This is a genomic window from Chryseobacterium mucoviscidosis (assembly GCF_002177115.1).
Classification (GTDB): domain Bacteria; phylum Bacteroidota; class Bacteroidia; order Flavobacteriales; family Weeksellaceae; genus Chryseobacterium; species Chryseobacterium mucoviscidosis.
In genome coordinates, this window is the sequence record NZ_MVAG01000114.1 from 56,373 (window position 1) to 79,637 (window position 23,265).

Here is a 23,265-nt window from a genome sequence, read left to right on the forward strand (position 1 = left end):
AATTAATTGTATAACATAAAACAATCGGCTTCAGATAAATCTGAAGCCGATGCTGTTTCAATAAAGGACAGAAATAAATCTACTCCTTCAATATTTTTTCAACTAAGAATATTCAAATTTTCTTACTGCTTCCAGCGTCATATCAATTTCTTTATCTTTAATCGCATCACTGATGAAATACGTTTCATAACCACTTGGAGGAAGATAAACTCCGTTTTGCAGCATCTGATGGAAGAAATTATTGAACAATGCATGATTGGCTTCCTGAGCTTCATCAAAATTAGAAACCCTGTTAATATGGAAGAATACAGACATCATAGATCCTTTTCTGTTGATTTTGTGGGCAATTCCTTTTTCGTTTAAAATTTTGCCGATTTCAAAATCTAAGGTTTCTGTTGTTTTTGCCAGTCTGTTGAAGAATTCCGGATCATTTTTTATCAACTGTAAAGTTTTCAGTCCGGCTCTCATGGCTAAAGGATTTCCGCTTAAAGTTCCTGCCTGATAAACGCCTCCTTTTGGAGCCAGATGATCCATAATTTCGTTTCTTCCTGCAAAAGCGCCTACCGGAAGTCCGCCTCCGATCACTTTTCCGTATGTTACCAAATCTGCTTTTACGTTGTACAGTTCCTGAGCTCCTCCAAAAGCTAATCTGAAACCTGTCATCACCTCATCAAAAATTAATAAAGCTCCGTTTTCGTCGCAGATTGTTCTTAATTTCTGAAGAAATTCATTTTCCGGCAAAACACAACCCATATTTCCGGCAACCGGCTCAATAATTACCGCTGCAATTTCGCCTTGGTTATGTCTGAAAAGATCTTCAACCTGCTCAAAATCATTGTATCTTGCCAGTAAAGTATCTTTTGCCGTTCCAGCCGTTACGCCCGGAGAATTCGGATTTCCGAAAGTCGCTGCACCACTTCCCGCTTTTATAAGAAATGAATCTGAATGACCGTGATAGCAGCCTTCAAATTTTATAAACTTATCTCTTCCTGTAAAACCTCTCGCCAATCTGATCGCGCTCATACAAGCTTCCGTACCCGAAGAAACCATTCTGATCTGATCTACATTCGGAACATTTTCTGTAATGAATTTTGCGATTTCCGTTTCCAGTTCTGTGGGTGCTCCGAAAGAGAATCCTTTTTCAGCCTGAATTTTCAGTTCTTCCAAAACTTCGGGATGCGTATGTCCTAAAATAGAAGGTCCCCAAGAATTGATGTAATCGATGTAGGTATTATCATCCGCATCCGTAAGATAGGCTCCTTTTGCAGATTTCATAAAAACAGGCACTCCTCCTACAGATTTGAATGCTCTCACCGGAGAATTTACGCCTCCCGGAATGTATTTGTAAGCTTCTTCGAATAAAGCTGAACTTCTTTGGTATTTCATATGTCGTTGTTGGCTGAAAGTTGATAGTTGTGGGTTTAACAATCGACCAACAACTATCAACCATCAACAAATTTTAGTTTCTGGGTTTTTTATCAATCAAATAAATTACTTGTCCGGCGGAAGGTTTCTGCCCTTCATCCATTCTGTTTTTGGCGTATAATTTATTTAATTTAATTCCGAATTTCTGGGCGATATCATGCATATCTTCGCCCGCTTCGGCTTTGTAGGTTGCAGTAACTCCGTCAGAATTTTTAGATTCAAGGAAAACAATTTCATTTTTCTTCAGAACATCACTTTCGAGTTCATTCCATTTCATGAGTTTGCTTTCACTGATCTTGAATTTTTTAGCAATGAATTCTACGTTGGTATCTTCAGGAATGATGATGTATTTTAATCCGTCATTCGGATGACTTTTTATTAGAATGGTATTGAGAATTTCCGCTTTTGTTTTAATTCTTTCCACTCTTTTCTGTTGCTGAGCGTAAGAAGTCTGTTTGTAAGGAACTTCAACCGTTACCGGTGTTTTCGTCTTTTTGGTATATTTTTCAGGTTCAAGCTGAGCCATGAAAGTTCTGTCGTCTTTCAGATCCGGATACAGTTTCAGAACGGCGTATAAAGCTTCTTTTGAATTGGTATTGTCGAATTCGTACAATTTATACCTTTCAATTTTTCCGATTAATATGGAAGCGTAGCGGGGATTTGTTGCATAACCTGCTTTTTTAAGACCTGTTGCCCACGCTTTATAATCTTTCATATCTAAATTGAAAAGATTGGCGTAATATTTCCTAGTCGATAAAAAGATGGAATGATCTTCATACGACTGCCTCGGATCGTCGTAAACCCGGAAACATTCGTTCGGAGCATCATCGGTGTGCTTCATTGTTTTTCCGGTCCAGTCTTCCTTACATTTAATCCCGAAATGGTTTTTCCCTTCCAGAGCCAATCGGCTTTGTCCGCCTCCTGTTTCCAAAAGTCCCTGTGCAAGCGTGATAGAAGCAGGAATTTTATATTTTTCCATTTCTTCCACTGCATATTTTGCAAATTTCTGGATGTACTGATCTTCGGTTGCCCAGGTCTGAGCTGAGAATTTTGATAAAACTAAAAGGCTTACGATGGTGAAAAGTCTTTTCATGTTTTTCAATTTAAATTATATAATTAGATTTCTGTTCTGTTTTTCTAAAAGCAAATTGGCTCCTTCAATCCCCTGCAAACCGCCGGTGTGGAAGCACAAAATTTTGCTGTTCTCAGGAAAATAATCTTCATCTATTAATTCGAAAATTTTCTGCATCATCTTTCCTGTATAGACCGGCTCCAGCGGAATTCCGTATTTCTCTTTAAAATCATTAATAAAACGGACATTTTCGTCCTTTATTTTGCCATAACCTCCAAAACCTGAATCTATTAGATCAAAATTTTTCTTAGAAGTTAGTTCAACGATTTTATTTTCCAGCGAATCGTCGTCAACCGCTTTAAAACCTATAACTTTCTGATTTTCTTCACTGAATTTTAAAATTCCGGCAACCGTTCCTCCTGTACCGACTGCGGTGCAAAGATAATCAAAATCTTTTGTATCGTCATTCAGCATCATTTTTACGCCTTCTACAGCGGCTTCATTGGTTCCTCCTTCCGGTACGATGAGCGCTTCCGGGAATTCTTTTTGTAAAAATTCAGTCAGTTTTTCTTTGTGGCGATATTCTTCCCTCGTTACAAACTGCAGATTCATCCCGTTTCTTTTAGCAAAAAGTAAAGTCGGATTGTCGCGCCATTTGTCTTTCAGCTCCTCTCCTCTTATAATTCCCAAAGTCGGAATACCAGTTAAATTTCCGACCGCTGAAACGGCAGAAATATGATTTGAAAATGCACCTCCAAAAGTAATGATGTAAGGTTTTTCAGGATTTCCGGAGAGATAATTATTAATATTAAAAAAAAGCTTCCAGTATTTATTTCCTGAAATCTGAGGATGAATTAAATCTTCTCTTTTCATAAAAAGTTTTACCTTTTTATCAATGAGAATTTCCTGAATCGGGATTTTTTTGGATGGAATATTTAATACCATTTAGGCTGAATCTATTTTACAAAAATAGTGTTTTTTAGATGGTTAATTTTGGTTTGAAAAGGTGAGGTTTATCATTGAAGGTAAGGATGGGTTAATCTTATTTTTACATATTTAACCACCCCGTCAAAAATTCTTTCGAATTTTCGCCACCCCTCCAGAGGAGGGGAATTTTATGCCGAATTACCGGAAATCTAATCTCCCACAACTATTATCCTTTAACCCTTCCTGATTTTAAAGGTATTTTCTGAAACTCCAGAATTTTCTTTTCCTTAGATAGTTCAAATTATGTTCGTTGGAATAAGCTTCTCTTTCAAAGGAGATTCTTTTGTACGCCTGATAACTGTTCTTCAGTTTAAAAAACCAGTAATAATATTCGATTACATAAAAAATATAGAAGAAAATGATGAGCATTTCCAACTGTTGTCTTAAATGTATTTTTTCATGATTAATCAATATTTTATTTTTCTTATCTTCGGGATTCCTAATGAAGATAAAAGGGAACAGAGCGATGCCGTTGATTTTTAATTTTTTTAAAGGCTTTTGGCATATAATTATCATACTAACAAATATAAAGTTTTTTGACTTAGAGATTTAACCTATGGCACTTTTTGACATCAAAGAAGGTGAAGACTTTTACTACAACGAGCAGGGGTATAAGGTTTTTACGGAAAAGTTTCATCTGAAGAGAGGACATTGCTGTAAAAGTGGCTGTAGACATTGTCCTTACGGATACGATAAAAAGACCGATACATTTATTAAAAACGATAAAAAAAATAAATAAAATGAAGCGATATATCTTCTTACTGTTGGCTTCGGCTACTTTGGGTTTAACGTCTTGCAGTCCTTTCAACGTACGTTCTGACTATGCGGACACGGCAAATTTTAATTCATACAAAACTTATAAATTAAGAATTGATGATTTAAAACTGAATGATATTGATAAAGACAGAGTTTTGAACGAACTGTCGAGACAGCTTCAAAGCAAAGGTCTTCAATCCGGAGAAAATCCTGATCTGATTGTAAATGTAAAAGCCAACCATAAAAAAGTAACGGACGTTACCACGACTTCACCTTACGGAGCATGGGGTTGGGGCGGACCTTTCGGATGGGGAATCGGCATGAACAGAACATGGACGAGCAATTATAATGAAGGGGCAATTATTGTGGATCTGGTAGATGCTAAAACCAATAAACTGGTTTGGCAGGGAATCGGAAGCGGAATTTCTGTTGACAGACCTAAAGCGAAACAAAAGCAAATTCCTGAAATTATGGCGGAAATCATGAAGAATTATCCTCCGATGAAATAAGATATAAATCAATCAAATATATAAGAAAGTCAATGCAGTAATTGCATTGACTTTTTTATTGAATTAATGATGTCTCGTTCCTTTATGATGATAGCCCACATTTTGGGGATGAACTTCATAATTTTTCTGAATTCTATCATTCTGGAAATTCCGGTTTACAGATTTTTCTGAAATTTCAGGAGTTTTGAGGTGGACTTCTTTTCCGTTTTTGTACATTTTGCCGTCTGCTGTAAAATAGGTTTCATTTTTCTGATAGTTGTTATCGTCTTCTCCTAAAAATGTTTTGGATTCATTTTTTGCACTTTTCATTTTTCTGCTCAGATATACCAATGTTCCCCCGGTAATTAATGCCAGTGCGATTTTTATTTTGTGATTCATAATGGTGATTTTCCAGAATAAGACAAAATATCTGCCAAGCACAGGATGAAAATTATCTTTTTTTAATTCATAAAATATAAAAGAGACCTTCAAAACATGTTCATTCTCAACAAAAAGCAAAGATTTAACAGTAGATATAATTCTATGCATAATTAAATTTAACAATTCCGTAATTTTTTATTGATAAATTTATAGTAATCTTAAAGTCTAAAATCTTGACATGAAAAAACATTTACTAATGGTTGTATTTGCTTGTGTTTTAGCAAATGCTCAGGCTCCTTCGGGATACTACAACTCTACTAACGGACTTTCCGGAGCTTCATTAAAAACGGTATTAAGCACTATTATCACGAATGGACATCTGGACAAAGGCTACAACGGACTCTGGACGGCGTACAAAACCACTGACATCGACAAGAATTATGAGAATGACGGTTCTATTCTGGACATTTATTCGGAAAAACCTGTGGGTACAGATCCTTACAAATTTACACCGGTTACCAACCAGTGCGGAACGTATTCGGTGGAAGGAAATTGTTATAACCGCGAACATATTATTCCTCAGAGCTTTTTTAATGAAGCTTCTCCTATGGTTTCAGATATTCATTTTATCAGAGCTACGGACGGAAAAGTAAACGGAATGCGTTCCAATTATCCTTTCGGAAAGGTGGGAACTGCAACGTTTACTTCAAAAAACGGTTCTAAGCTTGGAAATTCTGTTTCTTCCGGTTTCTCGGGAACAGTGTTCGAGCCTATTGATGAATTTAAAGGCGATGTAGCAAGAATGGTATTTTATTTTGTTACGAGATACCAAAGCAAACTCTCCACGTTTACATCCGGAAATATGTTGGGCAGTTCTGCTTTTCCGGGTTTGCAGACCTGGGAACTGAATGTTTTATTGGCATGGCATAATCAGGATCCTGTTTCTCAGGCGGAAATTAACAGAAATAATGCTTCTTATACTTATCAGGGAAACAGAAATCCTTTTATCGATAATCCTAACTACGTGACCCAAATCTGGGGCTCCGCTTCTGGTTCCGGAGGTACATCTACTCCACCAAGCTCGTCAAGCTGCGGTAACGAAACATTTGAGACCATTCCTTCTGAAAGTTCGGCTTCTTATTTAACAAGAACATGGACAAATAATGGTATTACATGGACGGCAACAGATTCCAGAACAGATCAGACGATTTCCAACAAAGCGATCACGATAAGAGACGGCGCATTAACATCAAGCAGTTCAGCCAACGGAATTGGCTCATTAACGGTAACTACCCAACTGAAATTTACAGGTTCTAACGATACCTTCACCGTTAAAGTAAACGGAACGGCTGTAGGAACAATTCCTTACAACATCAGTGCAGCAACTACTACAATCAGCAATATTAATATTTCAGGGAATGTGGTGGTAACTTTAGAAAATAATTCTACCACCAACAGAGTTGCCATTGATGATCTAAGCTGGACCTGTTATTCGGGAACGGCAAAGCAAGTTCAAAGTTTTTCTACTGAAACCATTTCAGATCAGAATACATTACAGGTTTCGCCTAATCCTGTTTCCAATAATGAAATTTTTGTGAAAGGTGAAACGCAGAATATTAAGAAAGCGGAGATCTACAATCTTCACGGAAAAGTAATGCAGACAATCGATCAGCCTTTTAAAAACAGTAAAAATTCTATTAAAATTAAAAATCTGGAGCAGGGAATTTATATTTTAAAATTAGATGCTTCTTCATTGAAGTTTATTGTGAAATAAATTTTTCTTTAAGAAATAACAAAGCCTTCTCTCAATTGAAAGAAGGCTTTTATTTTTAAATTAATAAGAAATTACTGTCCCATCAAATCTCTCATTCTCTCCTGCATCAGTTGCGGGTCTTTCATAGCGTCCCATCCAAGGGTAGAGATCATGACAACAACGTAAACTACATATAAAATACTTAATACAATTCCGATGATTGCCATTATTTTTCCGGCATTCAATTGTCCGTAGTTTGAATAAGCCGTCGGATTTTTTCTGTAAAGTTCTCCGTCTTTTTTAGCCAGTATCAATGCAATGATCCCTGCAATAAGTCCCGGAAGTCCGTAACAGCAACATCCGACAATTGATACAATTCCTAAGATTAATACCGCCGTTGCGTTAGGTAATTTTTGTTGTTCCATAGTTATAATTTAATTGATTAATGTATAGGTAAGTATAAATGTTTATAAAAATAAGAAGTAACCATAATAACTGCATTGATGATGGCAAGAAAAACCAAAATATTACTGTAATTCCGTTTTCTGTCTACAAAATTGAGGAAAACCGTTCCGAAAAAAAGCAATAAAGTGTAGACCGCAGGAAACATATGAAATGCTTCGCCAAACCTGCCTTCAAAAACCATGACAATAGCTCTCTGCGTTCCGCAACCAAAACAATCGATTCCAAAGAATTTCTTGATGGGACAAGGCAGCATAAAGTCTTCTATTTTCATTGTAATATGATGTTATGATTCTCAAATATATAAAAATTTACTTAGAAATTTTTGCTCTTAAATACTGATGTGGAAAGAAGCATTCTTCATCCATTTCAAAGGAACCCTGTACTGCGATGTAAGGATTTCTTAAGCTTTCTCTTGCGATAAATATTAAATCTGCCTCTCCTTTTTGCAGAATTTCCTCTGCCTGATTGACTTTTGTAATTAATCCTACTGCTCCCGTTTTTGTTTCTGCCTCATTTTTAACCTGCGAAGCAAGCGGAACCTGATAACCATCATGAACCGGAATTTTTACTCCGTGAATATTTCCTCCGCTGGAAACATCAACCAAGTCTACCGAATGATTTTTAAGGATTTTAGCAAGCTCAGCACTGTCTTCTATTTCCCAGCCGTTTTCTGCATACTCGGTTCCGGAAATTCTTACAAATAAGGCTACATTTTCATTTAATTCTTCATTCACGGCGTCTACGATTTCAACTAAAAACCGTATTCTGTTCTCGAAACTTCCCCCGTATTCATCGGTTCTGATATTGGAAAGCGGTGATAAAAACTGATGGATAAGATAACCGTGTGCCGCGTGAATCTCTATGACATCGAAACCTGCATCTACAGATCTTCTTGCTGCCTGTCTGAAATTCTCAACCTGTTCTTTGATTTCCTCGATGGTTAAAACATGTGGAATTCTTTCGGTCGGATGATACGGAATCGGACTTGGTGCGATGGTTTCCCAGCCTTCTTCAATAGGGATCTGTACATTGTTCCATGCAGATCCTTTTCTTCCGGCATGCGCAAGCTGAATGCCTATTTTGGTTTCTGAGTTCCGGTGTACAAATTCTACAATTTTCTGGAGTTTTTCTGCCTGTTCGTCGTTCCAGATTCCCATACAGTGGTTGGTAATTCTTCCGCGCGGTTCTACTCCCGTTGCTTCAACGATGATTAATCCTGTTCCGCCCTGCGCTCTGCTTCCGTAATGCACAAAATGGAAATCGTTGGCTAATCCGTTTTCGGAAGAATACATACACATTGGAGACATTACCCAACGGTTTTTCAATTCAACATTTCTGAATCTGATTGGAGTGTATAACATTTTTTGATCTGATTTTTAAAATTTTTAAAGAATGTGATGGTGTTGCCCACCTCATGAAAAAAAAGTAAATTTATCCCCCTTTTTTTAAACCCACAATATATGAAAAAAGAAACTCATATCAGTTACGAATATTTTAACAATAAAGGCGAACTGAACGATATAGAAAAAAAATTATTTGCAAAAGCGAAAGAAGCTCGCGAGAATGCTTATGCTCCCTACTCTCATTTTCTGGTTGGCTGTTCTGTGCTTCTGGAAAACGGAGAGATCTACACCGGGAACAATCAGGAGAATGCGGCGTATCCTTCGGGACTTTGCGCGGAGAGAACGGCTTTGTTCTGGATCGGGGCAAATTTTCCGTCTGAAAAAATAAAGAAAATCTTTATTGTAGGCGGACCGAAGGAGTTTTCTGAGAAAAATCCACCGATTCCGCCATGCGGATCGTGCAGACAGAGTATTATTGAATATGAAACGAAGCAGAATGAAAATATTGAGCTTTATTTTTCTAATCTGAATGATGAGGTGGTAAAGGTACATTCTATTAAGGATCTTCTGCCGTTTTATTTTGACGGTACTTTTTTATAGTTAAAACTTGTTTAAACTAATTTCAGAATTAACCGCAAAAGGGACAAAAGATAATATTAGAGTGAATTTCCAGAATAATCAAAGCGCTCAAAAGAATAAAAATCAAAGATTTTTAAAAACTATTGTTTTCTTTTTCATTTATAATAATCAACTTTAAATAAAAAATTTAGTAGATCTTTTGTGACTTTTGCGGTTAAATAAAATTTAAACAGACTTTTAAAATGTTTAAATAATAGTAAATAAGAATTCAGGTTGGATTTTTATTTAAAGGAAAGTTTTTTAAGAAGGGACTTTCTTTCATCACATAAGTCACATGAGATTTTGAATGATGCGTATTTAAAATAGAAGAACCCATTAGTTTTTGAAAATCTATGATTTTCTTCCTTAGTGATGCTTATTTTAAAGTAATTAAAAAACTTGTTTATGCTTTTTACCACAAAAGATGCAAAAGATTTAAACACTTTAGTTTTTTAAGTTTAATCTTTCAATAGAAAAAAAGAGCACATAAGTTTAAAAATTATTTTTTTTTCTCTTTGCAGACTTTTGAAATACCTTAAATAAATTCAATAAAGTCTTTTGTCTTTTTTGCGGCTAAATTTAAAATGAATTTAAAGAAACTTAAAGTAAGTTTTTAATACATTTTAAATAATTCTGACTGAAAATTATTATTTATTTTTCAATAGAATCTGAATTTTATAAAAATTTTTATTTTCTGCGGTTTTATTTTCCTAGCCCAGATTGAGCGGCATGTCTGAGCTCTTTTTTGGATTCGGCGGCGGCTTTTGCCGCCGCCGAATCCAAAAAAAGCGAGTAGCGAAAGCTGGAAAAAGCTCCTGAAATTGTTTTTCGTATGTAATGCAACAAATCATTGTTTTATTAAAAAGATACTTAATGGGTATTTTTTTTGTCAATAAATTAAAAAAGTTATCTTTGCAAAAATTTTGGTTTCCATTAATTTGGAATGAAAAGGGAATTGGGCGAAAATCCCAAACTGTCCCCGCAACTGTAAATCGCATATAAGATTTCTACGATAAACCACTGTGAAAACGGGAAGGTGTAGAAAGCGAAAGTCAGGAGACCTGCCAAAATGTAATCTTAAAAACATTGCTTTCGGAGGAAAAGTAAAATAGGAATGGCTTTAAAAAGATCTTTAGTACTGCTTTTTGCATCATACGGTTGTTTTCTTTACGCACAGGAGAAAGCTATTGACACCGTTTATGTTTTTGACAATCAGATGAATAAGGTAAAACTTTTTCATCCGGTTACTACAATTACTCCCAAAGACATTGAAAAAAATTCCGCCAATCTTTCTGAGACGCTGCGTTTTCAGTCACCTGTTTATATTAAGGAAAATGGCCGCGGTGCGGTTTCTTCGCCTTCTTTCAGGGGAACAACGGCGCAGCAGACTGCTTTTGTGTGGAATGGGATTAATATTAATTCTATTTTTTTAGGACAGGGAGATGTTAATAATATCGCGATTTTCGGCTACGATGCGCTTGAAGTGAAAGCCGGCGGCGGAAGTGTGGTTTACGGAAGCGGAGCGATCGGAGGAAGTATTCACCTTAACAATGAGCTGAAATTTAATGAGGGTTTTCATGCAACTTTACATAGTGAAGTGGCTTCTTATGAGACGTTTCAGAATTATTTCAAAACTTCTTTCAGTAATGCGGGTTTCAGTTTTAAAGCATCCGGAAATTATTTCATCAGTCAAAATAATTATGAGGTTCCTGAAAAGCAGTATATCAACCGAAACGGTAAATATTTTAACGGTACAGCGAATATAGGTTTTAGCTATAAAATTGCCCGAAATCAGAAAATTTCTTGGCAAAGTCAGTTGTACGACGCGGAACAGAATTATCCGATCTTCACGGAAAACGGCAATCGTACGAAATATGCAGCGCAGACTTTCCGAAGCCTTCTTACCCACGATGTGAATTCGAAATCGATCTCAAACAGTCTGAAAGCGGCTTACACGGAAGAAAACTTCCAGTATTTCGGGGTTTTTGATGCTCCTAAAACCAGTGGCGGAACGGGAAAAAACTTTATTTTTAAAGATGATTTCAATTATTTCATCACGCCTAAACTGAATGTTAATCTTATCGGAGAGTTTCAGATCAATAAAGGGGAAGGCTATCAATCCGGAATTGAGAATGTAAGAAGAAATATTTATTCTGTTGCAGGATTGTTCAGATATTTTCCTACCCAGAAGCTGAGACTGGAAGCCGGAATCAAGAAGGATTTTATTGAAAATATAGAATCGCCTTTACTCTATTCTTTTTCTGGTAAATGGAAGGTTTCTGACTGGTACAGTTTAGGGGCAAGTTTTTCAAAGAATTTCAGGTTTCCTTCTTTTAATGATCTTTACTGGAATCCGGGTGGAAATTTAGATCTGAAAGCAGAAACGTCTTTGCAGACTGAAATGAGCCACGAATTGGCGTTCGGAAAATTCATGTTGAGTCTCACGCCTTATTACATGAAAATAAAGGATATGATCCAATGGATTCCCACTTCTATGGGATATTGGTCACCAAGAAACGTAAGAAATGTTGAGTCTTATGGTCTTGAGTCTAAAATTGGATTTCAGCAAAAGTTTTCAAAGGAACATTCTTTAAAAATAAATACGGGATACAGCTATACGAGATCTGTAGATCTTGAGACGAAAAATCAGCTGATGTATGTTCCTCTTCATAAGGTTTTCGGGAATGCAGATTATCAGTACCGATTTATGAATCTGTATGTTCAGGGAATGTTTACAGGTAAGACTTTTACCACTTCTGATGAGAATAACGATTATCTTATAAAACCATATTTCGTCCTGAATGCAGGATTGTCTGCAACTGTTGCCAAAAAGTATACTTTAGGATTGAGGGTAAATAATATTACCGATGAGATCTATGAAACGATGGCTTATTATCCATTACCTAAAAGAAACTACAGTTTTTACATCAACTTAAATTTTTAAATCAATTATTATATTATGAAATTCAACAGACTTTTTCAGCTTTTACTGGCTTTAATCCTTGTGATTAATGTTTCATGTAGTGATGATGAATATGTAATGCCGTCGCGAGGTGATTATGAAAACGGATATTTTATTGCGAATGAAGGTAACTTCGGAACACCTACAGCGAGTGTTTCTTTTATTTCTAAAGATCTTTCTGTATTGGAAAACGATATTTATAAGAAAAATAATAACGAAAATCTGGGTGATGTTTTGCAGACGATCACATTCAGTGACGACAGGGCTTTTTTGCTTCTGAATAATTCGAATAAAGTACAGGTTGTTAACCGTTATAATTTCAAAAAAACCGGAGAAATTACGGCACAACTGGATAATCCGAGATATATGACGATCAGCAACGGAAATCTTTATGTTTCTAACGATAAGTATAACGGAGGAAAATATGTGAATGTTTACAAGCTTTCTGATCTTTCTTTTGTGAAGAAAATTCCTTTCGCTTCCACTTCTACAGCGGAAAGAGTGGTAGAAGCAGGAGGAACGGTATTTGTGCAGAATGCTACTTACAGCTACGGAAGTACGCTTACAAGAATCAATACTTCAACCAATGAGATCATTAATACGGTTGCTGTTCCTAACGGTGAGATCGAAAAAACCATCAGTTACAATAACAATGTGTATGTAATTGCTTCAGGAGCATCTAATTCTTACATTTATGAAATTTCTCCTGCAGGAACGATTACAAAAACTACGACTTTAACTGGTATCGCCAATGCAAGAAATCTTGAAATTGATGGTGGAAAATATTACTTCACCTCTGCCAACAAGATTTATACAATGGATATGAATTCGACAACGGCTCCTTCTGCTCCTCTAATCAATAATTTTGTAGACGGAGGACAATATTTTACGCTGTATGGCTTCTCTGTAAAAGACGGAAAAATCTTTGCAGCCGATGTAAAAGGTTTTACCGCTCCATCTGAAGTTACAGTATATAACACTTCAGGAACAGTTCTGAAAAAATTCGTAACAGGAATCGGATCTAATGCTGCTTATGTGAATTAATTTTTTTGAAATAATATTAAAAGATTACGGCGGAGCTTTCAGCTCCGCCGTAATCTTTTAAGGTTTTTTGCTATAATAAGAACTGAATATTTATTTTTTGAATTTATCGGCTTGGTTGAAATACTCAATCTCTTTTCCTTAAAGTAAGAAGCTGAAGAATGCCAATAAACCACCAGACCGGAAATCTGAAATAGGTATATAAAAGCGTGAAATTATCAACAATTGGCTGATCTTTTGTCGCTTTTTCAATTTCAAAATCAACAGATAAAAGCGGAATAACAAATCCAAAAAATAAAAACGCAACCAGATATAAAATCCAGTTGCGTTTTTTAATTATTTTAAATTTCCAGACAACAATGTTAAAAAGGAAAATCAATACTAAAATAATATAATCAAATGTCCCGAAAAGCATTTAGGCAAGTGTCAATCCAAGCTTTTCCGCTTCAGCAATCACGAAAGTTCTCGCTTCCTCGCTGTCATTTCCAATTTCGCCTTCCAGAATGGCTTCTTTTACTTTTTCCTTTAAAATTCCGATCTCGCGACCCGGTTTTAAATTAAACATTGCCATAATTTCTTCTCCTGAAATTGGCGGCTGAAAATTTCTTACCTGATCTTTTTCCTCAACTTCTCTAATCTTAACAGCAACATATTCAAAATTTTTCTTGAATTTCTCCTGCTTTTTAGAATTTTTGGTCGTAATATCGGCTTTACAAAGAGTGAAAAGATCTTCCATATTTTCTCCTGCATCAAACAGTAATCTTCGCAATGCAGAATCCGAAGCATCATCGGTAATCAGAGCAATCGGTCGAGACGAAAGTTTTACCATTTTCTGAACATATTTCATGTCCGGACCTAAAGGCAGTTTCAGTCTCTGGAATAATGTTTTTACCATTTTTGAGCCTAAAAACTCATGTCCGTGAAACGTCCATCCTGTTCCTTCAACGAATTTTTTGGTCGGTGCTTTTCCGATGTCGTGAAGCAATGCAGACCAACGAAGCCACAGATTATCGGTGTTTTCAGAAATATTGTCTACCACTTCCAAAGTATGGTAAAAATTGTCTTTATGGGTTTGTCCTTCCACTTCTTCTACTCCTTTCAGATCAATCAGTTCAGGAATAATTAATTTCATTAAACCTGTCTGTTCCATTAATTTCAGACCAACAGATGGCTTTTTGGAAAGCATGATTTTATTAAATTCCACCATGATTCTTTCCATCGAAACAATTTTTATTCTTTCGGCTTCCTGCTTAATGGCTTCCAAAGATTTATCTTCGATCTGAAACTGAAGCGTAGAGGCAAAACGGATGGCTCTCATCATTCTCAACGGATCATCAGAATAGGTTTGTGCAGGTTCGAGAGGCGTTCTTAAAATTCCTTTTTCCAGATCATCCATTCCGTTGAAAGGATCGATTAGTTCACCAAAACTATCCTGATTTAACGAAATTGCCATTGCATTTACCGTAAAATCTCTTCTTTTCTGGTCGTCCTCAATGGTTCCGCCTTCCACTTCCGGTTTACGGCTGTTTTCGGTGTAGCTTTCCTTTCTTGCGCCTACGAATTCAAGCTCAAGATCTTTGTATTTGATCATCGCTGTCCCATACGTTTTGAAAACCGAAACTTTCATTTTCGGATCAATTTCTTTTCCTACGTTTTGGGCAAGTTCAATACCGCTTTGTTCGGTCACAAAATCAATATCCGTGGATGCTTTTCTTTTCATCAAAAGATCGCGTACATAGCCTCCGACGACATACACAGACTGGTTGTTTCGGGCTGCAACCTCCGAAATGATTTTGAAAAGTTTTAAATTTTTATTTTGAGTAAGGTTAATTTTCATTTTCTAATACGCTAATGCCGTTCATTAATCGTAATGAGCATACATTTTATTAATTTTTCCGTCTTCATTAAAAAACATCACTTCCATCGCATGCTTATCCATAATGGATTTGTAAAATAAAGCCACAGAATCTACTTCTGCCGTAGATTTTATAAGCTCGAAGTGAAGATCAGGATATTTTTCCAGCGCTTCCTTCCAATATCCGCGAACCGCAGATTTTCCTTTTAAAGAACTTTCTTCTCCTCCTGTTGCTAATTTTATCATCGGCGTAACGATCTCTATATCATCCGAATAATGAGATAAAATAATATCCAGATCATGCGAATTCCATGCTTTAATCCATTCTTCAGCAAACTTTTGTGATCCATCGCAATTGTTTTAAAATTGAAGTTCTGCAAAGATAAAACTAAAAAAAGAAATCCTGCCGATGCGGATGAATAAGACTTTAAAATATATGATAAAGGTCGATTATTCTCTGAGAACTTTTATTCTGTTGTCGCTCCAGACTTTTATTACCGACGAACCCGAATATTTTGAAACTTTTTCGCGGTCTTCTTCTACTGCATAGTCTACAAGATCAATCATTTCAGGAGAAATATCCGAGAATTTTAACGGACTTTTTTCTCCACTGAAATTGGCAGAAGTAGAAACCAAAGGTTTGTTGAGTTTTGTAATCAGTTTTTTGCAGAAGTCATTTTTTACCAGACGGATTCCGATGCTTCCGTCTTCAGCCAACAATTCTTTTGGCAATCCTCTTGGGTTTTCATAAACAATTGTTACGGGCTTTTCGCTCAGATCAATAATTTCCCAAGCCATTTCCGGAACATCAACCAAATCCTGTAATCTTTTTTCAGATTCCACCAAGATGATCATGGATTTGTTTTTTTCCCGTTTTTTGATGTCAAATATTTTGTTTACGGCTTCTATATTGGTAGCATCACAACCGATTCCCCAAATGGTGTCTGTTGGGTAAAGAATTGTGCCGCCGGATTTTAAAATTTCTATTATTTTTTCCATTTTTTTCTGTCATTGCGAGGAGCGAAGCGACGAAGAAATCTCAAAAAGGATTGAGAATATCTTTAATATCTTCTGTCAAATCTCTCCACTCCGGATTAATTGAATTTATTAAATCAATTTTTTTCTGTCTCGAACCTGCTTTAATTTGTTTTTCTCTAAAAATAGCATCTCCTATTTCCTGAAATGATTCCCAATAGACAAGTTTGTCAATATTATATTTAGATGTAAAGCTTAGTTCAAAAATCTTTTCTTTATGCTGATAAATTCTTTTTGGTAAATTTGATGTTACCCCAGCGTAAAGAACCGTATTGTTTTTATTGGCCATAATATAAACAAAGCCTGGTTTCATTTGTGTTCATCTTTAAAATTATGAGATTGCTTCGTCGCTTCGCTCCTCGCAATGACATAAAATTAAAAAACTTTACAACTTCGGCAAATACCTTTCCTCAATAATATTCAGATGATGAATATTGTGACCAACAATTAATTTTCCGATGGTTTCGGCAGAAATCTGGTTTCCGTTGGCGAATCCTACATTTTTTAAGGCTTCGGAATTTGCAGTTTCTAAAAGAATCTGAGAAGATTTTCTGATCAGTTGATATTCTTCCAATAATGAACTTAGTGTTCTTTCATTCGCGAAAGACTGTTTAGCGTACAATTCCTCATCAAAACCCGGCAATTCATTTTGGTCGCCTCTTGCAAAAGCCAATATTCTGTACTGAAAGATTCTTTCGGTATCGGATAAATGCAGAAGGAGTTCTTTCAGCGTCCATTTTCCTTCCGCGTAGGCAAAAAGAGATTGTTCTTCTGAAAGCTTTGAGTAAATTTCAACCGTTTTTTCTCCGGATTTTTTCAGTTCTTCCAGCCAGTTTTCAGAAGGAATTAAGTCTAAATATCTTTGAACGTATTTTTGAAAATCAGTCATATATAATGAATAATAAGTAATTGGTAATTGGTAATGAGTAATATTTTAGTAACAATTAAGATTTCGTAAACTGTTACTCTGGTAAATTGTTACGTTATGAAATCTTCCATTCGTAAAAATTCACTTCATCGTAGATTTCGAATCCGCAGCTTGGGTAAAGCTTGTTTCCGATATCATTGGATTTTCCGGTTTCAAGAAGAATTCCGGCGGCATCTGTTGATTTTGCCATTTCTTGGGATGCTTCAATCAGTTGTTTTGAAAACCCTTTTCCACGATAATTTTCATTCACATACAAATCATTCAAAAGCCAGTATCTTTTCATTCTTGTGGAGGAAAATAACGGATACAACTGAACAAAACCGACTAATTTCCCTTCATTTTCGGCAACAAAAATTTCGGAATCGCTATTTTCAATTCTTTCTGTTAAAAATTTTTCCGCAGCATGAATATCGGAATCTTTATGATAAAAGATCCTGTACTGATCGAACAGTTCAGCTAAATGCTGTACATCTGCAAGTTGGGCTTTTCTTGTCATAATGGGAGTTTAAAACTTTGTCAAAGCACAAAAAACTTCATAAACTTTTGACAAAGTAGATTATAAATGATGATCGTAGCTGAGAACGTGTTTCATTTTCCAGTCTTTTCCGTCCAGAATCCAGAGAATGGTAAATTTTGCACGGCTTCCCTTGTTCCATTTTCCGTTGTAAAATTCAGCAAAATCATGTTCTCCTTCCTGAATGAAAGCATACAGAGCATTATTGTTGTACAAAGGATATACTTTCATGGAATTTGGAATCAGTTCGCGTTTCACTTTGTTGGGTCCGCCACAAATATTATTTTTAATGGAGGCTTTAAAGGCTTCTTTTCCGGAAGTAATTCCGCCTTTATCGTGGTAGAATTCCAAGTCGTCGCTTACGATAGAATCATAATGAGAAAGATCGCATTTATTGAATCCGATATCGAATATCAGACTATCTAATTTTTTCGCCGTTTTGTACAGTTCGTCGGTATTTTTAACCTGAGAAAAAGCAATCTGGCTTACCATTAACAGGAATAAAATCTGGATCTTTCTCATTATGTTTTATTTTAAAATGTTGTTCAACACTCTGTCATTCTGACGTTAGGAAGAATCTTTTTTAATAAATTTTTGAATTTCTATTCCAACGTTTGTCATTCCGCAGGAATCTCGGCTCTAATTTTTTCAAGCAATTTTCTAATACTATCTAAAGATCCTTTCAGGATGACAAACTTTAATTGTATTTTTCAAATACTGAAAGAATTGACTACAATCCTAGCCACGATTGCAACGGCATCCTTTTGTGAAGCAAAGCGTAGCAAAAGATATAGTGGAAAGCGGGAAATAGCTCCAAAAATTTAAATAAATTCTATTTAGATTCTTTACTCCAATTCGTTCTATACAGAATGGCAAAGTGTTATAAATTGTTTTTAAACTAAGAAAAAGCTCTTTCCAGATCTGCGATAAGATCTTCTGCATCTTCGATTCCTACACTTAAACGAACCAAATCGTCTGTAATTCCCAATTCTGCACGTTTTTCTGCAGGAATGGAAGCATGAGTCATCAAAGCAGGATGATTGGCAAGAGATTCTACTCCACCCAAAGATTCAGCTAAAGTGAACACTTTTACTCTTTCTAAAAATTTGATGGCATCTTCTTTTTTACCTGATTTAAAAGTGAAGGAAACCATTCCTCCGAAATCTTTCATCTGAGATTTTGCCAGTTCATGTTGTGGATGAGATTCTAATCCAGGGTAAATTACCTGATCAACAGCAGGATGAGATTCAAGGTATTTTGCAACAGCCATTCCGTTTTCAGAATGTCTCTGAACTCTTAAAGCCAGTGTTTTAATTCCTCTCAACACCAAATAAGAATCGTGAGGCCCTAAAATTCCTCCGCTTGCAAACTGAATGAAGTGAAGGTTTTCTCCAAGTTCGGCATCTTTTGCAATTAAAGCTCCCGCAATAACATCGGAGTGACCTCCCAAGTATTTTGTTGCAGAGTGCATAACGATATCGGCTCCCAAATCAATCGGTCTCTGAAGATAAGGTGTAGCAAAAGTGTTATCCACTGCAACCAGAATATCTTTTCCTTTGGCAACATCAACAACTGCTTTAATATCAACCAGTTTCATTAAAGGATTGGTTGGCGTTTCAATCCAGATTAGTTTTGTTTTATCTGTAATAACGTCATTGATCTTAGAAACATCATCAAAATTCACGAAGGTAAATTTCAACTGATATTTTTCGAAAAGTCTGGTGAACATTCTGTACGTTCCTCCGTACAAATCGTCTACTGCAACCACTTCATCTCCCGGATTTAATAATTTTAAAACACAGTCGATTGCCGCCAGACCGGAACCGAAAGCCAGACCTCTCGCTCCGTTTTCGATGCTTGCCAAAGAGTCTTCCAAAGCCTGTCTTGTAGGGTTTGCCGCTCTGGAATATTCGTAACCGGAATGTACTCCCGGACTTTTCTGTGCGAAGGTAGACGTTAAAAATACAGGTACATTCACAGAACCCGTTGCAGATTCGTGATGCTGTCCTCCGTGTATTACTTTTGTATTAAAATTCATTGTTTTATATTTTTGATTTGAGGCTGGATGATGGAAGATGGATGCTTTTGTAAACTTCTAACATCAGGCTTCCATCATCCCGCTTTTTTTACATTTTTATCGCCGATTTTATTGCGAACTCTTCTGCCATCTGCTCCAACCATTGTGCCACATCTTCTTCACCTGTTGCTCTTTGGTAGGTATTCCCCATAGAAACAAGCACCTGGTGAATGAACATTTTCATCTGATCCACCGGCATTTCTTTTGTCCAGAGATCAATTCTCAAAGCTTCCATATTTTTTTCGTCCCAAACCGAGATCATGGTTGCTTTTGTTTCTTCTTTTTCAATTCCGCCATCCTGTGCGTTCCAGGTGATGTTTTCTGGAATGTGGTTTTCATCCAGTTCTACATCTATCGTAATCTGAGTTTTTCTCATAATTTTCTATTTATTCTACTGTATATTGTTTGCCAAATATTTTACATTCAGCGTATTATTTTACTTTCGGTTTATAGCCAGACTGGTTAAAGATCACGGTTGCATCTAATCCTAAGAAATCCTGAAGTTTGGTTTCAGGTTTTTGCTTCAGATATTCTTTACAGATCTGCCATCCTGTGAATATGGCAATCTGCGGAGAAGATTCGTTATCAATTTCCGTATAAAATTTCGAGAATGGTCCCGGAGCGATAAAACGGTCTTCCAATCTGTGATCGTCTCCAAAAATGATATTATTTTCCACGAAATAATTCCAGATGTTGGCTTCGTTGGAGACTGCCCATTCATATTGCTTCTGGGTGTAGTTCATTTTCAGATATTCCGGATATGTGGGTAAAAAAGCGTCTTTAAGAATCATGATTTTACCGTTGAGAATCATCATATCAATAAATTTCTGATGATCCGGAGATTCTTTCACAAAACCTTCCGCGAAAATCTGTGCTACTTTCGGAACTATATTATTCGGGTTCATGGATTTCTGGAAGTACATTTCCAGCCCTTTGTAATTGGCGTTTCCGTCTCCCATAAAGCCTGTCATATCAATAAAAAGCTGATTTCCTTTGGCATCATAAAAAATAGGATCCTGAACCATCTGCAAAGCCGATGAAAACAAAAATACTTTCGGACTTTTAAAGGAAGGAAAATAAAATCTGATGTGCGAAAACAAATCCTGAAGATCGGTCTGCAGTTTTTTCTGATCTATTTTTGAAGTAGCCTCCTTGTAAATTTTAATTTCTTCAGGATCTGCTCTTCTTTTGGCAAAATCTGCATCGCTTACCGTTCCCTGAAACCAAGGAAATTTAGCTTTAAAACTTTCCGACGAAACATTCGGATCGTAGAGTTCTTTGGAAATATCTGTAATTTCTACTTTTTCCGCAGGAGTTGTAATCTCTACGTTCCATTGATTCTGAGATTCTTTTTTGCAGGAATTCAATCCTAAAATTAATACTAAAGAAAGTGCAGTAATTCTGAAAATCTTCATACTTTTACATGAAATTTAAGTGTACAAAAATACGGATTTAAACATAATGTAATGATGAAAAATAAAATAATTCCGATCCTCATTCTTATTTTCTCTGTATCCTGTTTTTACAGTCAAAGCCTCATTTTTAAAGATAAAAATCTTGAAAAAGCGGTGATTGAAAATTTTGACCTGAACAAAGACGGAAAAATGAATCAGTTTGAAGCCGACAGAATTGAAAATTTATTTTTAGTGAATAAAGGCATTACAAATGCAGAAGATCTTCCTTATTTTAAAAATGCTAAAATGATCGTACTGGACGACAACAGCATTGTAAATCTTTCCCTGAAAAATTTGGATCATCTCCAGCTTTTTTCGTGTACAGGATGTAAAATTTCAAATTTTAAGGCAGAAAATCTAAAAATTCTGGCATCATTGTATCTCGACAACAATCAGATTGAAAATATTTCGCTGAAAACGACGCCCAGAATTGATCAATTAACCGTATCTTTAAATAAAATAAAGACCATTGATCTAAGCTCGCTTAAATATTTGAAAAAGTTAAATCTTGAGCATAATCTGATTCAAAAATTAGATATTTCCCAAAATATAAATCTGGAAACCTTAAACGTGACGAAAAATCCGATCAAGGAAACAGACATTAAAAAAGGAGCAGCCAATGTAACGATTTTCGGATTTCAGCAACAGTAATTTTATGCATTTAGAAACACAAAGACTTATTCTGAGAAAATTTGAAGAAACAGATGCAGAACGTCTGTTTCTCCTCGACTCCGATCCTGAAGTGATGAAATACATCGGAATACCTCCTCTTTCCGACATCACCGAATCTGAAAATGTAATTAAAATGATTCAGCAGCAATATCTTGATAACGGTGTCGGAAGACTTGCAGTAATTGAAAAAGAAAGCGGACTGCTGATCGGCTGGAGCGGACTGAAATTAATTACTCAGGAAATAAACGGTTACAATAACATTTACGATCTCGGCTATCGTTTCATCCCGGAATACTGGGGAAAAGGTTATGCGCTGGAATCGGCAAAAGCTTCGCTTGATTTTGGATTTAATGATCTGAAAGCTGAAACCATTTATGCTCATACCCATTCTGAAAACGAAGGTTCCAATCATATTTTAAGAAAATTAGGCTTTGAAAAAACCGGCGAATTCACCGAACCGGACGGAATTTGCTTCTGGTATGAACTTCAACATCAAAATTACATCAAATAAACATTCAGAATTTTTAATTTTTAATTTTGAATTTCTTTAAATAAAAACAGACAAAATATAAACAATGCAGACACAAAAAGTTATAGACCATATTGTAAACTGGCTGAAAGATTATGCAGTAAAAGCAAAAGTAAACGGATATGTAATCGGAGTTTCGGGAGGTGTGGATTCGGGTGTCGTTTCTACTCTTTGTGCGATGACAGGGCTTGAAGTTCTGGCTCTGGAAATGCCGATCCGTCAAAAAGCAGATCAGGTAAACAGAGCGCAGGATCATATTGAGGATCTGAAAAAGAAATTTCCAAACGTAAAATCAGAAACCGTTAACTTAACTCCTGTTTTCGAAAGTTTTGAAAATATTGTCAGCGCACATTCAGAAGGAAATCCTAATAACAATCTGGCTCTTGCGAATACAAGATCACGTTTCAGAATGCTGAATTTATATTATTTCGGGCAGCTTCACGGACTTTTGGTGTGCGGAACCGGAAATAAAGTGGAAGATTTCGGAATTGGTTTCTACACCAAATATGGCGACGGCGGTGTGGATGTTTCTCCAATCGCGGATCTTTACAAAACGGAAGTTTATGAACTGGCGAGAGCTTTAAATTTAATTGAAAGCATTCAGAATGCGATTCCTACGGACGGACTTTGGGATGCAGAAAGAACGGATGAAGACCAGATCGGGGCAACTTATCCTGAACTGGAAAAAATCCAGAAAGAATACGGAACAAAAACAGCAGAAGATTATGAAGGCAGAGACAAAGAAGTTTTCCAGATTTTCGACAGAATGCATAAAGCGGCAAAACATAAAATGGTTCCGATTCCGATCTGCGATATTCCGGAAGACTGGAGAGCATAAATTAATGTAACAATTTAAAAGTTTAACAATGTAACAATGGATTGCTAAACAGATAGATTGATACATTGAAGT

Annotated in this window: 27 protein-coding genes, 1 pseudogene and 1 riboswitch; of the genes and pseudogenes, 9 read left to right on the forward strand and 19 right to left on the reverse strand. The window is 36.1% G+C overall.

The features are described from left to right. Positions 1-102: 102 nt before the first annotated feature. The 4 genes from hemL to B0E34_RS21580 all read right to left on the reverse strand — a co-directional run bounded on the left by hemL (position 103) and on the right by B0E34_RS21580 (position 4,000). Positions 103-1,386 (reverse strand): glutamate-1-semialdehyde 2,1-aminomutase, encoded by a 1,284-nt coding sequence (gene hemL, locus B0E34_RS09850; protein ID WP_087709102.1) that lies wholly within the window; start codon positions 1,384-1,386, stop codon positions 103-105. Between the two features lie 73 nt (positions 1,387-1,459). After that, positions 1,460-2,518 carry a glucosaminidase domain-containing protein gene (locus tag B0E34_RS09855; protein WP_087709104.1) on the reverse strand — a complete coding sequence of 353 codons (1,059 nt, stop codon included), beginning with the start codon at positions 2,516-2,518 and terminating at the stop codon, positions 1,460-1,462. 15 nt (positions 2,519-2,533) lie between these two features. Then, on the reverse strand, positions 2,534-3,442 hold the full coding sequence (locus tag B0E34_RS09860) for a 1-aminocyclopropane-1-carboxylate deaminase/D-cysteine desulfhydrase (RefSeq protein WP_087709106.1): 909 nt from the start codon (positions 3,440-3,442) through the stop codon (positions 2,534-2,536). Positions 3,443-3,673: 231 nt separating this feature from the next. Further along, entirely contained in the window at positions 3,674-4,000 is a 327-nt protein-coding gene (locus B0E34_RS21580) for a hypothetical protein (RefSeq protein ID WP_076396530.1), read from the reverse strand. Positions 4,001-4,040: 40 nt separating this feature from the next. Here B0E34_RS21580 and B0E34_RS09870 point away from each other — a divergent pair, with 40 nt between their 5' ends. After that, positions 4,041-4,223 (forward strand): C1orf53 family protein, encoded by a 183-nt coding sequence (locus tag B0E34_RS09870; RefSeq protein WP_029294953.1) that lies wholly within the window; start codon positions 4,041-4,043, stop codon positions 4,221-4,223. Position 4,224: 1 nt separating this feature from the next. Beyond that, a complete protein-coding gene (locus B0E34_RS09875; protein ID WP_076396528.1) occupies positions 4,225-4,749 on the forward strand; it encodes a DUF4136 domain-containing protein in 525 nt (174 codons plus the stop codon). 63 nt (positions 4,750-4,812) lie between these two features. On the opposite strand, the gene B0E34_RS09880 is transcribed toward B0E34_RS09875, so the two are convergent. Beyond that, entirely contained in the window at positions 4,813-5,127 is a 315-nt protein-coding gene (locus B0E34_RS09880) for a hypothetical protein (RefSeq protein WP_123956598.1), read from the reverse strand. A gap of 220 nt (positions 5,128-5,347) precedes the next feature. Between B0E34_RS09880 and B0E34_RS09885 the strand changes: the two genes are divergently transcribed. Beyond that, positions 5,348-6,883, forward strand: a complete 1,536-nt coding sequence (locus B0E34_RS09885; RefSeq protein WP_087709109.1) for an endonuclease — start codon at positions 5,348-5,350, stop codon at positions 6,881-6,883. A gap of 71 nt (positions 6,884-6,954) precedes the next feature. On the opposite strand, the gene B0E34_RS09890 is transcribed toward B0E34_RS09885, so the two are convergent. Genes B0E34_RS09890 through namA form a run of 3 tightly spaced genes read right to left on the reverse strand, consistent with a single transcriptional unit; the run spans position 6,955 to position 8,688 of the window. Next, positions 6,955-7,287 (reverse strand): CCC motif membrane protein, encoded by a 333-nt coding sequence (locus tag B0E34_RS09890; protein ID WP_087709111.1) that lies wholly within the window; start codon positions 7,285-7,287, stop codon positions 6,955-6,957. A 17-nt stretch (positions 7,288-7,304) separates the two neighbouring features. Beyond that, positions 7,305-7,598, reverse strand: coding sequence for a DUF2752 domain-containing protein (locus tag B0E34_RS09895; RefSeq protein WP_076396518.1), 294 nt, complete (start codon positions 7,596-7,598; stop codon positions 7,305-7,307). Positions 7,599-7,635: 37 nt separating this feature from the next. After that, positions 7,636-8,688, reverse strand: a complete 1,053-nt coding sequence (gene namA / locus B0E34_RS09900; protein ID WP_087709113.1) for an NADPH dehydrogenase NamA — start codon at positions 8,686-8,688, stop codon at positions 7,636-7,638. Between the two features lie 99 nt (positions 8,689-8,787). Here namA and cdd point away from each other — a divergent pair, with 99 nt between their 5' ends. The 3 genes from cdd (at position 8,788) to B0E34_RS09915 (ending at position 13,294) form a co-directional block, all read left to right on the forward strand. Further along, complete coding sequence (gene cdd, locus B0E34_RS09905) at positions 8,788-9,270, forward strand: cytidine deaminase (RefSeq protein ID WP_076396514.1); 483 nt, start codon at positions 8,788-8,790, stop codon at positions 9,268-9,270. A 925-nt stretch (positions 9,271-10,195) separates the two neighbouring features. After that, positions 10,196-10,371, forward strand: a riboswitch (cobalamin riboswitch). A gap of 31 nt (positions 10,372-10,402) precedes the next feature. After that, a complete protein-coding gene (locus B0E34_RS09910; RefSeq protein ID WP_087709115.1) occupies positions 10,403-12,232 on the forward strand; it encodes a TonB-dependent receptor plug domain-containing protein in 1,830 nt (609 codons plus the stop codon). A gap of 15 nt (positions 12,233-12,247) precedes the next feature. Next, positions 12,248-13,294 carry a DUF5074 domain-containing protein gene (locus tag B0E34_RS09915; protein WP_087709117.1) on the forward strand — a complete coding sequence of 349 codons (1,047 nt, stop codon included), beginning with the start codon at positions 12,248-12,250 and terminating at the stop codon, positions 13,292-13,294. Between the two features lie 124 nt (positions 13,295-13,418). On the opposite strand, the gene B0E34_RS09920 is transcribed toward B0E34_RS09915, so the two are convergent. The 11 genes and pseudogenes from B0E34_RS09920 to gldB form a co-directional block, all read right to left on the reverse strand. Beyond that, positions 13,419-13,706, reverse strand: coding sequence for a hypothetical protein (locus tag B0E34_RS09920; RefSeq protein ID WP_087709119.1), 288 nt, complete (start codon positions 13,704-13,706; stop codon positions 13,419-13,421). Further along, positions 13,707-15,128: a CCA tRNA nucleotidyltransferase gene (locus B0E34_RS09925; RefSeq protein ID WP_087709121.1), complete on the reverse strand. Its 1,422-nt coding sequence runs from the start codon at positions 15,126-15,128 to the stop codon at positions 13,707-13,709. 24 nt (positions 15,129-15,152) lie between these two features. Beyond that, positions 15,153-15,470, reverse strand: a pseudogene (locus B0E34_RS09930) (nuclear transport factor 2 family protein); the annotation flags it as partial. A gap of 126 nt (positions 15,471-15,596) precedes the next feature. Then, positions 15,597-16,145 (reverse strand): L-threonylcarbamoyladenylate synthase, encoded by a 549-nt coding sequence (locus B0E34_RS09935; RefSeq protein WP_087709123.1) that lies wholly within the window; start codon positions 16,143-16,145, stop codon positions 15,597-15,599. Positions 16,146-16,185: 40 nt separating this feature from the next. Then, a complete protein-coding gene (locus B0E34_RS09940) occupies positions 16,186-16,494 on the reverse strand; it encodes a GIY-YIG nuclease family protein (protein WP_087709124.1) in 309 nt (102 codons plus the stop codon). Positions 16,495-16,566: 72 nt separating this feature from the next. Beyond that, positions 16,567-17,070: a DinB family protein gene (locus B0E34_RS09945; protein WP_087709125.1), complete on the reverse strand. Its 504-nt coding sequence runs from the start codon at positions 17,068-17,070 to the stop codon at positions 16,567-16,569. A 94-nt stretch (positions 17,071-17,164) separates the two neighbouring features. Continuing rightward, positions 17,165-17,605, reverse strand: a complete 441-nt coding sequence (locus B0E34_RS09950) for a GNAT family N-acetyltransferase (RefSeq protein ID WP_087709126.1) — start codon at positions 17,603-17,605, stop codon at positions 17,165-17,167. A gap of 60 nt (positions 17,606-17,665) precedes the next feature. Further along, positions 17,666-18,145: a nuclear transport factor 2 family protein gene (locus B0E34_RS09955; RefSeq protein ID WP_087709127.1), complete on the reverse strand. Its 480-nt coding sequence runs from the start codon at positions 18,143-18,145 to the stop codon at positions 17,666-17,668. 376 nt (positions 18,146-18,521) lie between these two features. Continuing rightward, entirely contained in the window at positions 18,522-19,700 is a 1,179-nt protein-coding gene (locus tag B0E34_RS09960; protein ID WP_228423057.1) for a cystathionine gamma-synthase, read from the reverse strand. Between the two features lie 49 nt (positions 19,701-19,749). Next, positions 19,750-20,076: a gliding motility protein GldC gene (gene gldC / locus B0E34_RS09965; RefSeq protein WP_087709129.1), complete on the reverse strand. Its 327-nt coding sequence runs from the start codon at positions 20,074-20,076 to the stop codon at positions 19,750-19,752. Positions 20,077-20,131: 55 nt separating this feature from the next. After that, entirely contained in the window at positions 20,132-21,115 is a 984-nt protein-coding gene (gene gldB, locus B0E34_RS09970) for a gliding motility lipoprotein GldB (RefSeq protein ID WP_087709130.1), read from the reverse strand. Between the two features lie 54 nt (positions 21,116-21,169). Here gldB and B0E34_RS09975 point away from each other — a divergent pair, with 54 nt between their 5' ends. The 3 genes from B0E34_RS09975 (at position 21,170) to nadE (ending at position 23,193) form a co-directional block, all read left to right on the forward strand. After that, positions 21,170-21,805 carry a leucine-rich repeat domain-containing protein gene (locus tag B0E34_RS09975; protein ID WP_228423049.1) on the forward strand — a complete coding sequence of 212 codons (636 nt, stop codon included), beginning with the start codon at positions 21,170-21,172 and terminating at the stop codon, positions 21,803-21,805. 4 nt (positions 21,806-21,809) lie between these two features. Continuing rightward, a complete protein-coding gene (locus B0E34_RS09980) occupies positions 21,810-22,337 on the forward strand; it encodes a GNAT family N-acetyltransferase (RefSeq protein WP_185117455.1) in 528 nt (175 codons plus the stop codon). 64 nt (positions 22,338-22,401) lie between these two features. Continuing rightward, a complete protein-coding gene (gene nadE, locus B0E34_RS09985) occupies positions 22,402-23,193 on the forward strand; it encodes an NAD(+) synthase (protein WP_087709132.1) in 792 nt (263 codons plus the stop codon). Positions 23,194-23,265: the final 72 nt, after the last annotated feature.

What these genes read in the sequence shown, in the direction of transcription:
- namA (WP_087709113.1), bottom strand. Translation starts at nt 8,688, where the DNA reads ATGTTATACACTCCAATCAGATTCAGAAATGTTGAATTGAAAAACCGT.
- B0E34_RS09975 (WP_228423049.1), top strand. Translation starts at nt 21,170, where the DNA reads ATGAAAAATAAAATAATTCCGATCCTCATTCTTATTTTCTCTGTATCC.
- B0E34_RS09950 (WP_087709126.1), bottom strand. Translation starts at nt 17,605, where the DNA reads ATGACAAGAAAAGCCCAACTTGCAGATGTACAGCATTTAGCTGAACTG.
- gldB (WP_087709130.1), bottom strand. Translation starts at nt 21,115, where the DNA reads ATGAAGATTTTCAGAATTACTGCACTTTCTTTAGTATTAATTTTAGGA.
- B0E34_RS09880 (WP_123956598.1), bottom strand. Translation starts at nt 5,127, where the DNA reads ATGAATCACAAAATAAAAATCGCACTGGCATTAATTACCGGGGGAACA.
- B0E34_RS09860 (WP_087709106.1), bottom strand. Translation starts at nt 3,442, where the DNA reads ATGGTATTAAATATTCCATCCAAAAAAATCCCGATTCAGGAAATTCTC.
- B0E34_RS09940 (WP_087709124.1), bottom strand. Translation starts at nt 16,494, where the DNA reads ATGAAACCAGGCTTTGTTTATATTATGGCCAATAAAAACAATACGGTT.
- B0E34_RS09980 (WP_185117455.1), top strand. Translation starts at nt 21,810, where the DNA reads ATGCATTTAGAAACACAAAGACTTATTCTGAGAAAATTTGAAGAAACA.
- B0E34_RS09945 (WP_087709125.1), bottom strand. Translation starts at nt 17,070, where the DNA reads ATGACTGATTTTCAAAAATACGTTCAAAGATATTTAGACTTAATTCCT.
- B0E34_RS09875 (WP_076396528.1), top strand. Translation starts at nt 4,225, where the DNA reads ATGAAGCGATATATCTTCTTACTGTTGGCTTCGGCTACTTTGGGTTTA.
- B0E34_RS09925 (WP_087709121.1), bottom strand. Translation starts at nt 15,128, where the DNA reads ATGAAAATTAACCTTACTCAAAATAAAAATTTAAAACTTTTCAAAATC.
- B0E34_RS09910 (WP_087709115.1), top strand. Translation starts at nt 10,403, where the DNA reads ATGGCTTTAAAAAGATCTTTAGTACTGCTTTTTGCATCATACGGTTGT.
- B0E34_RS09935 (WP_087709123.1), bottom strand. Translation starts at nt 16,145, where the DNA reads ATGGAAAAAATAATAGAAATTTTAAAATCCGGCGGCACAATTCTTTAC.
- B0E34_RS09955 (WP_087709127.1), bottom strand. Translation starts at nt 18,145, where the DNA reads ATGAGAAAGATCCAGATTTTATTCCTGTTAATGGTAAGCCAGATTGCT.
- B0E34_RS09895 (WP_076396518.1), bottom strand. Translation starts at nt 7,598, where the DNA reads ATGAAAATAGAAGACTTTATGCTGCCTTGTCCCATCAAGAAATTCTTT.
- B0E34_RS09890 (WP_087709111.1), bottom strand. Translation starts at nt 7,287, where the DNA reads ATGGAACAACAAAAATTACCTAACGCAACGGCGGTATTAATCTTAGGA.
- hemL (WP_087709102.1), bottom strand. Translation starts at nt 1,386, where the DNA reads ATGAAATACCAAAGAAGTTCAGCTTTATTCGAAGAAGCTTACAAATAC.
- B0E34_RS09920 (WP_087709119.1), bottom strand. Translation starts at nt 13,706, where the DNA reads ATGCTTTTCGGGACATTTGATTATATTATTTTAGTATTGATTTTCCTT.
- nadE (WP_087709132.1), top strand. Translation starts at nt 22,402, where the DNA reads ATGCAGACACAAAAAGTTATAGACCATATTGTAAACTGGCTGAAAGAT.
- B0E34_RS09855 (WP_087709104.1), bottom strand. Translation starts at nt 2,518, where the DNA reads ATGAAAAGACTTTTCACCATCGTAAGCCTTTTAGTTTTATCAAAATTC.
- B0E34_RS09915 (WP_087709117.1), top strand. Translation starts at nt 12,248, where the DNA reads ATGAAATTCAACAGACTTTTTCAGCTTTTACTGGCTTTAATCCTTGTG.
- B0E34_RS21580 (WP_076396530.1), bottom strand. Translation starts at nt 4,000, where the DNA reads ATGATAATTATATGCCAAAAGCCTTTAAAAAAATTAAAAATCAACGGC.
- cdd (WP_076396514.1), top strand. Translation starts at nt 8,788, where the DNA reads ATGAAAAAAGAAACTCATATCAGTTACGAATATTTTAACAATAAAGGC.
- gldC (WP_087709129.1), bottom strand. Translation starts at nt 20,076, where the DNA reads ATGAGAAAAACTCAGATTACGATAGATGTAGAACTGGATGAAAACCAC.
- B0E34_RS09870 (WP_029294953.1), top strand. Translation starts at nt 4,041, where the DNA reads ATGGCACTTTTTGACATCAAAGAAGGTGAAGACTTTTACTACAACGAG.
- B0E34_RS09885 (WP_087709109.1), top strand. Translation starts at nt 5,348, where the DNA reads ATGAAAAAACATTTACTAATGGTTGTATTTGCTTGTGTTTTAGCAAAT.